Source organism: Thermogemmatispora onikobensis (assembly GCF_001748285.1).
Lineage (GTDB): Bacteria > Chloroflexota > Ktedonobacteria > Ktedonobacterales > Ktedonobacteraceae > Thermogemmatispora > Thermogemmatispora onikobensis.
Genome location: NZ_BDGT01000091.1, coordinates 1 through 11,103 on the forward strand (window position 1 = coordinate 1; position 11,103 = coordinate 11,103).

At 62.3% G+C, this 11,103-nt stretch carries 7 protein-coding genes; 1 reads left to right on the plus strand and 6 read right to left on the minus strand.

Annotation, left to right across the window (positions count from 1 at the left end):
* Nucleotides 1–2,109: ATP-dependent zinc metalloprotease FtsH (gene ftsH, locus BGC09_RS21545; RefSeq protein WP_069806265.1), on the minus strand; the 2,109-nt coding region annotated here is incomplete at its 3' end.
* 565 nt (nt 2,110–2,674) lie between these two features.
* On the opposite strand from ftsH, the gene BGC09_RS21550 reads away from it, so the two are divergent.
* A complete protein-coding gene (locus BGC09_RS21550) occupies nt 2,675–4,630 on the plus strand; it encodes a DUF505 domain-containing protein (RefSeq protein ID WP_069806266.1) in 1,956 nt (651 codons plus the stop codon).
* A 97-nt stretch (nt 4,631–4,727) separates the two neighbouring features.
* On the opposite strand, the gene BGC09_RS21555 is transcribed toward BGC09_RS21550, so the two are convergent.
* The 5 genes from BGC09_RS21555 to BGC09_RS21580 form a co-directional block, all read right to left on the minus strand.
* Complete coding sequence (locus BGC09_RS21555) at nt 4,728–6,191, minus strand: RtcB family protein (protein ID WP_069806267.1); 1,464 nt, start codon at nt 6,189–6,191, stop codon at nt 4,728–4,730.
* A 445-nt stretch (nt 6,192–6,636) separates the two neighbouring features.
* Nucleotides 6,637–7,065 carry an archease gene (locus tag BGC09_RS21560; RefSeq protein WP_069806268.1) on the minus strand — a complete coding sequence of 143 codons (429 nt, stop codon included), beginning with the start codon at nt 7,063–7,065 and terminating at the stop codon, nt 6,637–6,639.
* 315 nt (nt 7,066–7,380) lie between these two features.
* Nucleotides 7,381–8,760: a cystathionine beta-synthase gene (locus tag BGC09_RS21570; RefSeq protein WP_069806272.1), complete on the minus strand. Its 1,380-nt coding sequence runs from the start codon at nt 8,758–8,760 to the stop codon at nt 7,381–7,383.
* Nucleotides 8,761–9,061: 301 nt separating this feature from the next.
* Nucleotides 9,062–10,372, minus strand: a complete 1,311-nt coding sequence (locus tag BGC09_RS21575) for an MFS transporter (protein WP_176729003.1) — start codon at nt 10,370–10,372, stop codon at nt 9,062–9,064.
* Between the two features lie 115 nt (nt 10,373–10,487).
* On the minus strand, nt 10,488–11,103 hold a 616-nt coding region (locus BGC09_RS21580), incomplete at its 5' end, for a uroporphyrinogen-III synthase (protein ID WP_176729004.1).

Here is an 11,103-nt window from a genome sequence, read left to right on the forward strand (position 1 = left end):
CGGCGCGGTCGACTCACGGATGAGCTGGAGCACCTGCTCGCGCTCCAGGACCTCCTCATGGAACAGGGCCTCCGCCAGGCGATCAAGGGCAGCACGGTGCTCGGTCAAGACGGCGCGAGCCTGCTGATGGGCCTGCTCCATGATACGCTCTACCTCCGCATCGACACGCTGGGCAGTCGCTTCGGCATAGAGGCGCTGGTGCTCGCCCGGCAAGGGGCCCCCGATGAAGCCATCGCCCTGCTCTAGCTCGTAGGCCACCAGACCCGTGCTCTCGCCCATGCCCCACTCGGTAACCATGCGGCGAGCGAGGCGTGTGGCCTCCTTGAGGTCATTCTCGGCACCCGAGGTAATTTCACCCAGGGCCACCTCCTCAGCAGTGCGCCCGCCCAAAGCTACCGCCAGGCGCTGCAGCAGGTAGGTGCGCGAATAGTTATGGCGATCGTCCTCTGGTAAGAACTGGGTCACGCCGAGCGCTCGCCCGCGTGGAACGATAGTCACCTTGTAGAGCGGATCAACGTTCGGCAGAACCGCAGCCACCAGGGCGTGGCCTGCCTCGTGGTAAGCAACTGTGCGCCGCTCACGCTCATCCATCAGCGCTTCGCGCTTGCCACCAAGCAGAAGCTTGTCGAGGGCCTCCTGGAAGTTCTGGCGATCCACCTGAGACTTGCCCTGGCGCGCTGCCGCCAGGGCGGCCTCGTTGACAAGGTTGGCCAGGTCGGCGCCAGAGAAGCCGGGCGTACTGCGGGCCAGTTCCTCTAGATTGACATCGGGGGCCAGGGGCACCTGGCGCGTATGGATGCGCAGGATGGCCTCGCGTCCACGCCGATCGGGACGATCGACCACGACCTGGCGATCAAAACGACCAGGGCGCAGCAGGGCCGGGTCAAGCACATCCGGGCGGTTGGTGGCAGCCAGCACAACAATGGCCTCGTGCGGCTCGAAACCATCCATTTCGACCAGGAGCTGCTCGAGCGTATGCTCACGCTCATCATTGCTGGCCAGCGTGCCAGCCCCACTGCGAGCGCGCCCGATCGCGTCGATCTCATCAATAAAAATGATGCATGGAGCATTCTTACGCGCCTGAGCAAACAGGTCACGCACGCGGCTGGCGCCGACCCCAACGAACAATTCCACGAAGTCGGTCGCGCTGCTGCTGAAGAAGGGGACGCCGGCCTCTCCGGCGACGGCGCGTGCGAGCAGCGTCTTGCCCGTGCCAGGTGGACCGACAAGCAAGACCCCCTTGGGAATGTGGGCCCCAATCTGCAGGAAGCGCTGAGGGTCGCGCAAGAAGTCGATGACTTCGCGCAGCTCAGCCTTGGCCTCTTCCACGCCGGCGACGTCGGCGAAGGTGGTCGTCGGTCGCTCTTCAGTATAGAGCCTGGCCCGACTGCGTCCGAAGCCGAAGAGTCCCCCTCCTTGCATGTCCTGGAGCTGGCGCATGCCTCGCCAGCTCATCAAGGCAAAGTAGAGCAGCAGGAGGACCGGGAGCAGATTCACGAACCAGGAGAGCGCGGTCTGCCACCAGGACGGCTGCACCGGTTCGGCGCGCACCTCGACGCCCTTCTGCTCCAGGAGAGGCAGCAGGTTAGGGTCGCCGGGTGCAGGGACGTACGTTGAGAAGTGAGTGGCCGAGACCGTCTGGCCGTCTGACTGCCGCTGCTCAATGGGCGACTTGAGCGTTCCGGTGACGCTATTGTCGCTCTTAATGGTGACACTGGCAACGTTGCCCCGCTGGACCTGCTGAATGAAGGTGCTATAGGCCAGATCAATGGTGGTCGTCTGTCCCCAGCCCGTCAGGTTGAAGAAAAACGGGCCGTAGAAGACGAGATTGATGAGCACCATAATCAGCAGAAGCCGTAGCCAGAAACCCAGACGGGGCTGGGGTTGATTCTGCTGCGAAGATGGATCTGGTCGCTGCTCTCTACCAGCCCTGGGGCCGCCCTTACTGGCTGGGTGATTGCTCCCAGGCTGCTGAGTCGATGGCTGCCTGTTCGAGACCGTGCTTTGCTGCTGTTCGAGCATCGTCGCCTCCCCCGGCAGGCCGCGGGTTACCAGCAAGCCGGACATGCGTAGGAGAGACAGCGCTGGCAACTGGCCTGCCTGACACATAAAAAGCTCCTCTCACTCTTGCTACGATGATGGACTGAAAACGAACACGCAGACGGACGAATGAATGAAGAGCGGAGGCCGGCAAACGGCGCTCGGTGCAAACCAGATGACGTGAGCGCCAGGAGCAGAGGCGCTCGGACGCAAGATCTCGGAACCAGCTGAATCGGTGACGGCTATTGTCTCTCTCAAGTGAATCTTATAGATAATCTGGTACGCATTGTCAAGTGCCTCAATGAACTCATCAAGTGATGATGTGTGGGGAAGAAGTGCCCTCGCCACTCTGTTACTCTCTTCTAAGATGCTATGAGATGTGTTAAAGCATTGTGTATCATGATGACCTTGACTGAAGCAGCCAGAAGCCGTACACTGGAAAGGCCCCTTTCCCCCTGGCCAGCTCAATGCTGGCGAGTCTCTTCCTGGGGGTGGAGAGACAGACCAAGTGCTTGGCCCAGTCGCTGTGCGACACGAACCTTGGAGTGGGGGTCACTGACTGAGCAAGTGATGGCTCGTACACTTGTTTCTTTGCGGTCGAGAAGGAATGGAGCCAGGAAGGAGGTTGGTTGTTATGCTCTTGACGGGGGCTCATGTGGCAGCCTTACGGGAACTGGCGAGCAGTGAGGAGGCAGGCCAGGCTGCCTACGAGTTGGCAGAGGATGATCGCCGTGCCTTGATCTATCGCGCCTTGGAGTTGCAGGGGCTGGCAGTGCTGGAGCTGCCGCGCTCCTATCGTCTGACCTATGCCGGACGAGAAGCTCTGCAGCTGCTGGAGGAGATGCACCGCGACTGGCAGGCGGGTACCCTCACGCTGGATGAGCGCGGACAGCACCTTTTGGCGGGCGAGTATGAGAATGGGGTAGAGGGCTGGCGCTTTTTGGGGTCGGATATACTGGCTGCGCTACAGGCTGCCGAGCACGCTGGTGGGAGGGTGGGGCCTGCAACTGAGAGCTTGCTACAGGCGCGCGGCCTGACTGAGGAGGCAACCGATCCGCTTCATAAGAGCGTGGTGCGGCGCCTGAATCGACATGGACGGGCCTGGCTCGACTTTGCGCGGCGTCATCGGCCCCGTTTGGAGATCGATGGAGGGCTGGCCAACGCCATCCAGCGGATGATTCCGGGCTACAGCGGGCGCCCAGCGCCAGAACTGTCGGGCGACTTTATCGATCTGCTGGAGGCGATGGAGCTGATTACCTGGTCGCTGCCCGATGGCCGGTTCTATGCCCTGACGGCGCTGGGAGAGGCTGTCTATGAAGCGCTGCGCAAGGGGGGCTACACGATTGGGGCCGTCGCTCTTGATGAGCCTATTCTTAAACTGCTGGCCCTTCTGGTTGACCGCGGCAGCGAGGCCCTCGCAGCTGATCAAAGCGAGCAGCTACAGGAACTGGGCTTTATGAGCCTGGATGGTCACCTCACGCCCGCTGGCGAGGCAGCTCTCCGGGCCTACGCTCTCCTGCAGAGCGAGCGACCTGTCTCGGTGCGGACCTTTGCCCTCACAGAGGCCGAGGTTGAAGTCTTGCTGGCTCTCCATCAGCTGGCAGCCCGCCAGGAGAATGGTGGCCCTCCTCCTGACCTGGAGCGTCTGCGCAAAACGCTGGTAGAGCAGTTGGCCAGCCGCTATCGCGAGATCGTTGGGCGGTATGGCCGACGTCTGGAGGAGCGGTCGGCGCTGAAACGGCGCGCCCTGGAGCTGGTGGAGGAGTTACACAGCCGCGATGAGTGGTTTGACTCACTGTGGGACCTGGAGGAGCTGGTGGCCAGTCTGGAGGCGCTGGCGCTGGTACGGACCGAGAGCGATGGGGAGCGGACGCTCTATCAGTTGACGCCCTATGGCCAGCGCGTGGTTGAGGAGCAGCAGCAGGAACAGAGACGCGCGATCTCCTCGACGGCGGTCAAGGCCGTGAGTATGGCACTGACGCGCTGGACAGGGCTGGCAACTTCCTGGGTCGAGCGAGCGCTTGAGGAGGGTCTCGTCGGCAGTGGAGGAGGTGTGACCCGCGCAGGCCGGCTCTACTCCTGGCTGGCTGAGCATTGTCCGCGCCAGCCGATGCTGACACGCCTGGAGGCCGAGGTCCTGGTCAATCTGCCGGAGACGGAACCAGGGCCGTTTGTCTCCGAGTACCAGGCCTCTCTAGAGGCGGAACGCCTGGCCTGGGCGCTCGATAAACTAGAGGCGCATGGATTGATTGATCGCCTGCCAGATGGGCAGATTGTACGCACCGAGGCGGGACAACTGCTCGCGCGGGCGGTGGTTGGAGCGACAAAGCTGGCCCACCCCATTACACCGCGCATTGTACGCCTGCTTGCAGCCATGCGTCAGGTCGGGACACTCTACGTCAAGGAGCAGAAAGTCCGTATTCAGCCGGAGCAGTGGAAGGAGGTGGAGCGCCTGACAGGCCTGGGACCACAGGAGTTCTTGGAGACGCGCCATGTCGCCCGGATGGGCCATTACATTGGTGAGGTGACACTCAACCAGGCCGGGCTGGAGGTGCTGGAGGCGGCTGCCCTCCTCCAGCAGCGTACGTGAGCAGCACAGCCAGAGGGCAGCCAAAGAGGAAGGCAGGAGGTCAGACCGGACTCCTGCCTTGTCTCTGCACTCCGCTAAGCAGAGGAGGCCAGGCCGTTTATCCCTTGACGACAATAATGGGACGCAGCCGAACGACAAGCCTGGCCAGGCCGGCGTTGTGGACAACGCGCACCACCTGCTCAGCGTCCTTATAGGCCAGGGGAGCCTCTTCAGCCAGCAACCCCTTGCTGTGCACGCGCACCGTGATGCCTTTTGCCTCCAGCTGGGCCATCAGGTCTTTGCTGCTGATCGCCTTCTTGGCCGCTGTGCGGCTGCGCTGGCGTCCGGCACCATGGCAGGTTGTCCCAAAGCTCTGCTCCATTGAGCCAGGGGCCCCAACCAGCACGAATGAGTAGCGACCCATGTCACCCGGGATCAGCACCGGCTGGCCAACTGCGCGGTACTTCTCGGGGACGGCGGGATGCCCTGCGGGGAAGGCTCGCGTCGCCCCTTTGCGATGGACGCAGACGCGCCGCAACTGGCCGTCGATGCGGTACTCCTCCATCTTCGCAATGTTGTGGCACACGTCGTAGACGAGCGGCATCTCTGCAGGCCGGGCCTGGCGTCCAAAGACCCTGGAAAACGCCTGGCGCACGCCGTGCATCAGCAACTGGCGGTTGGCCCAGGCAAAGTTTGCCGCTGCGGCCATCGCCCCCAGATAGGCTTTCGCCTCCTGGGACCTCAGCGGCAAATAGGCGAGCTGCTTATCTACTATCTCAATATGCTCCTTTGCTATCCTTACCTCGGCGATTCTGATAAAGTCATCAGCTACTTGATGCCCGAAGCCCCTTGACCCGCAATGGATGGTGGTGACGACCTGGCCCTGGCGATAGAGGCCGAGGGCTTGGGCTGCCTCCTCATCGTAGATATGGTCGACTACCTGCACCTCGCAGAAGTGGTTGCCTGCGCCCAGGCTCCCGAGCTGGTTGACGCCGCGCTGGATAGCCGTCGCTGAGACGGTATCAGGATTGGCGCCTGCCAGACAGCCGCCCTCCTCGGCAACTTCCAGGTCTTCAGGGAAGCCATAGCCCTGCTCAACGGCCCAGGCGGCGCCACGCACCATCACCTCACGCAGCTCCCTTTCGCTCAGACTGCGCATGCCTTTGCCCCCCACTCCCGAGGGCAGGCGCTGGAACAGTTCATCAGCCAGACGATCGGCCTTTCCTTTGACTTCCTGGTAGCTCAGATCCGTAGCGAGCAGGCGCACCCCGCAGTTAATGTCGAAACCGATTCCTCCGGGCGAAATCACTCCTGTCTCTGCGTCTGTCGCAGCAACGCCTCCCACAGGGAAGCCGTAGCCCCAGTGAATGTCAGGCATAGCCAGCGAGTAGCCGACAATGCCTGGCAGCGTGGCCACATTGGCGACCTGCTGCAGAGAGTTGTCCTGACGAATCTGTTCAATGAGAGCGTCGTCGGCATAGACAATGCCCGACACGCACATTTTCGGCTGGTAACTTTGGGGAATAAGCCAGCGGTAGGCATCGATCCGCTGGAGGGGAATCTTGGACCCGCTGTCGCTCATCGTGCATCCCTCCTTGCTCTTCTTATCTGTTCTTCGATTCCGCATCCAAGCAAATGCTGAGATACTCGCGCTGTGGCAGCCAAACGAACCAGGGACGAGTCAGCGCGAGCCAGACCGTTCTTCTCTGGTTTCCAGGAGACGACCTGTATGGAAGACGACACGCGTGGGCCGGTCAAGTCCCGAGCGCGGCATAGGGTCGAGTGGGCGGAAGGAGAATCGGTCTCCGCTCCGTCACCCTGATCGGGCGGACCGCTTTGGCCCATTCCGATAGAAGGCCAAGGCAAGAACGGCAGGCAGCAGTGGACGGAGAGGCTCCGTCTTCCTCCTACAAGCAAGCATACAGATAGCTGGGGAGATGGCGAGGCCTCTGGGTGGGCGAAGCAAGAGAGCGGCGGGCGAAGGCAGAGACGTGGGAGGCTGCCGACGAGCTGAGCCAGGCCGAGTGCTAGATGTCGAAGATGATCCGTGCCTGGTAGCCGTGGGCGGTGGGGACAACCTCGGCCTGATGCCTGGTGACTGCCTTGATAGCACTGCTCAGCTCGTGGCGCTGCTCATCGTATGGCTCGCCGCTGGCGTGCGCCTTCATCTTCAGCTGGGTCTCGGAGAAGTCCTCGATCTCGAATTGGCGAAAGAGCAAGAACTCGGTGTCGAACAGGAAGATCAAACGGCTTAGCCAGGCAATCAGTAGCGAGACCAGATCGTCCCCTTCAACCTCCACCTCCCGACTGACTCTGGGCTCGACCTGCTCCAGAGGCACCATCAAGCTCTCCATCCCCTCTGCAGCATGGATGAAGAGTTCTGGCAGTGTCCGCCCGTAGACCTGCAGCCCGACGTCTGCCGTGTGCTCGAAGACTTCAAAGGGCAGCTCATCCATAGCTAGGCCCGATCTCTACCGCTCAGGATCGTTCGCTCTGCCTGCGTCCGGGCGAGTCCTGGCTCGCTGGCGGCACTCCCGCGCATTGGGGACACTGCACTGGCGTTGTGTTGCATGGTTACCTCCTTCCCGAATGCCGGCCAGTCCGCTGCATTCAAGCACCACGTTTTCATGGTAGCAGCAGATTTGCGCTTTGTCAAGATAAAGGAGAGCGCGGGAGCAGCCAGGCCGCGCTCTCCCTTGCTTTCTGCTCTGCCGCTCAAGCGCAATCCAGCTTCCTGGGCCAAGGGAGTGAGGGAGAGATGCAAGAGAGTGTTAGCAGGTTCGCTCCCGGCTGTGAGCCCAGAACTCCAGCAGGTCGCTGCGGGTGACGATGCCTTCGAGCTGGGGGCCTTGCATGACGGCCACCGCTGACTGACCACTGCGAAAGAGGGTATAGGCTTCCTGGACGGGAGCGTCAGCGGGTAGCTCAGGGAAAGGAGGACCCTGGAGCGAGCCAACGGTCTTCTCGCTCAGCGATTCGCCGCTGGCCAGGTGCTGGAGCAGCAGATCCTCGGTCAGGCTGCCTACCATGTGCCCGTGTTCCACCACAGGCGTCTGGCTGATTCCATAGCGACGGAGCAGCTCAACGGCGTCGGCGATCGAGTCCTGGGGCGCGACGCTCACGACCAGGGGCATGCTGCCCTCATGCGTGCGCCGGTAGGTGAGCACGTCTCGCAGCGTCGGCTGCTCGCTCTCAGCCTGCATCAGCAGGTTGTTCTCGCGCATCCAGGTGTCGTTAAACTGCTTACTCAGGTAGCCGCGTCCGGTGTCGGGGAAGAGCACCACAACGACATCGTTGGGGGTGAGCCGACGCGCGTAGGTCAGGGCTGCCGCCAGCGCTGTGCCGGAGGAGCCTCCAACGAGAATCCCCTCTTCGCGGGCCAGGCGCCGGGCCCAGTAGAAGGAAATGCGGTCCTCCACGCGAATAACTTCATCGACAACGGAGGGATCGTAATTCTTCGGAAAAACCTCCATGCCGATGCCCTCGACTTTATAGGGCTTCGGCGTGTCGCCCGAGTAGACGGAGCCTGCCGGGTCGGCGCCGATGACCTTGATGGCTGGATTCTGCTCCTTGAGATAGCGGGCAGTACCAGTGATGGTGCCGCCGGTGCCGATGCCAGCAACGAAGGCCGTGATGCGCCCGGCGGTAGCGCGCCAGATCTCGGGTCCGGTGCTGGCGTAGTGGGCTGCTGGATTGGCAGGGTTGGAGTACTGATCGGGGCAGCAGGCCCCAGGAATCTCCCTGGCGAGCCGATGAGCCACGTTCTTGTAATGCTCTGGTGAATCGGGGGGCACGGTGCTCGGGCAGATGACGACCTCGGCCCCGTAGGCTCGCAGCAGGCTGCGCTTCTCCTCGCTGACCTTGTCCGTCATGACAAAGATGCAGTGGTAGCCTTTGATAGCGGCAGCTATGGCCAGGCCGTGACCGGTGTTCCCGCTCGTAGGTTCGACAATGGTGCCACCGGGTCGCAGCAGGCCCTGGCGCTCGCAATATTCGATCATGGCCGGTCCAATACGATCTTTGACGCTGCCGCCAGGATTGAGCATCTCGATCTTGGCGAGCACGAGGGGGGGAACATCGGCAGCCACTTTGCGCAGGCGCACGAGGGGGGTGTTGCCGATGGCATCGAGGATGGAATCATAGTAGCGCATGTCTCCTGGTGCGGGTTCAGCCGCTTGCTTCTCCTGCATATCTCCACGCTTCCTCTCTGCAGCAGTTACTGGCGTTTTGTCGCTGGGTGGGTACGTGCCGAGTAACGAGATAAGACCCTGCCCGGCCCAGCTCGCAGGCGACGCTCCCAGCGGGCCGGGACCTTCTTACTCTCGTAGCCACAGTATAGCATGAGGCATCGCGGCCTGGCCAGAGACTCAGGAGCATGACTATCAGCAAAGCAAGGGCCAGGCCAGGCGGGAAAGATCATTCCGTTAGCCTGACCTGGCCCCGACCCGATAACTAGGTGCCGCTGCGGCCACGTGAGAAGGCCGTGGGCTGTCCTGCAGGAGCAACAAGGTGCTGCCGCGGCTGCCAGCCCGGTCTCAGACTCACGAGCAGACGCAGGCTGACAAGGGCGCCGAAGGCCAGGAGAGCCAGACTCACCAGGCCCATAGCGTAGCCGCCACTCAGCTGTCTGGCCTCGCCCAGAAGCGATGGTAGCAGGAAGCCCCCAAGCCCCCCACAGGCCCCTACGAATCCGGTCGCTAGCCCGATTTGCTGGGGAAAGCGCAGGGGGACAAGCTGGAAGACAGCGCCGTTGCCTGTCCCAAGCATAGCCATCAGGCAGAGGATCAGCACGGTCCCCAGACCCAACGGCGGAATACAGGCGAGCAAGGCATAGCTGACGGCCACCAGGCTGAAAACGAGGTGCAGCATGAAGGTACCGCCCAGACGATCCGCGAGGTAGCCTCCCAGAGGACGCGCCAGGCTGCCAGTAAGGCTGGCGAGCGCAGTGAGAAGGCCGGCATTGACGGCACTCAGGCCATACTGTGTGTGCAGGAAGAGGGGCAGAAAGGTGCTCAGACCAACGAAGCCCCCAAAGGTAATGCTATAGAAGAAAGAGAACCACCAGAGATCGGCACTCTTGAAGACAGCCCCGGCTGGCTGGGCGGGTGCTGCAGCGCTGGCAGGCGCCTTCCCGGCCTCGCGGCTCAGGACGACAAAGACGAGGAGAACAAGGGCCAGAGGGATCATGGCAAGCCCCATGACGGCATGCCAGCCATAGCTACGCGCTAGGGTAGGAGCGGCAAGGTTGGCAATCACTGTCCCCATGTTGCCCGCGGCGGTGATTCCCATGACCAGCCCCTGCCGCTCTGGGGGATAGCAGCGGCTGGCCAGCGGCAGAGCAACTGCAAAGGAGGAACCAGCACAGCCCAGCAGAAGACCAACGGCCAGCAGGGCCGGAAAGTTGAGAGGAAGGAGCCAGCCGGCCAGAAGAGGAAGGAAGAGGAAGAGCAGTAGAAGAGTACCGACGCGCTTGTAGCCAAAGCGGTCCCCAAGCATACCCATTGGGAAACGCGCCAGCGAGCCGCCGAGCGTGGGCACGGCTACGAGAAAGCCCTGCTCGGCAGGGTTGAGCTTAAGGCTCTGGGCAATGAAGATGCCCAGCGCACCAAGTAGGACCCAGAGCGCGAAGCAAGTATCAAAGTGGAGAAAGGCCGCAACCAAGGTGGTAAACGGTGTCCGAGGGATACGCATAGTTGTACTGACCTCCCTATGATAGGATGGCAGGTTGACTACTATCGATGGGAAGTAAGCACCCTCACTCACCGGGCTCCGCTGCTTAAGGGGCCCGGTGTCGAGAGTGAAACCGGGGCCAGGCAATGGGAACACATTCGGCCTGCCGGTGCGGTGCAGGCTGCGCTGAGCGCCAGGTGTCGCTTCGCTAGCTGCTGGGCAGGGCCTGGCTCTGGCGCTCTAGATAGTCTGAGAGGGCTTTGACAAGGTGACCCATGCGAGGATGCGCCGGGACAACATGCGGTCTGACGCCATACTGCTGCAGGGCCTCGCTGCATGTGGGGCCGATCGAGGCGACCGTCACCTGCTCGCGCAGGGCCTCGGCCAGCCTCTGGCTACAGCCCTCACGCTCCGCCAGCTGGAAGAGATGTCGCACCTGGACCTGACTGGTGAGAACAAGGGCATCGATCTGTCCAGCGCAGAGGTCATAGACCAGCTGGCGGAGCCCGCTGGTGTCTTCAGGAAGCTGCCACTCGTAGAGACAGAACTCTGCAACCCGGGCGCCGCGCTCCTGAAGATAGGCCACCAGTCTGGCGTTGCGTTCGCCGTAGTGCAACAGTGCCAGCCGCTTGCCATGCAGTTCGATGGCCTCCAGGGCATCGAGAAGCTCCTCAGTAGTGTGAGGCTCGGGCGCGCTGATGTGAACCGGCAGGCCATGTTTCTTGAGGACGGTGGCCGGTTTGGGTCCCCGGCAAATGATGGTGATCCGCTTGAGTTCATCCAGCAGCTCAGGAAGCAGGCCCTGCCGCTCGACCTCCCGCAAC

Coding starts and splice junctions, on each gene's coding strand:
- BGC09_RS21550 (WP_069806266.1), top strand. CDS start 2,675: ATGCTCTTGACGGGGGCTCATGTGGCAGCCTTACGGGAACTGGCGAGC.
- BGC09_RS21555 (WP_069806267.1), bottom strand. CDS start 6,191: ATGAGCGACAGCGGGTCCAAGATTCCCCTCCAGCGGATCGATGCCTAC.
- BGC09_RS21560 (WP_069806268.1), bottom strand. CDS start 7,065: ATGGATGAGCTGCCCTTTGAAGTCTTCGAGCACACGGCAGACGTCGGG.
- BGC09_RS21570 (WP_069806272.1), bottom strand. CDS start 8,760: ATGCGCTACTATGATTCCATCCTCGATGCCATCGGCAACACCCCCCTC.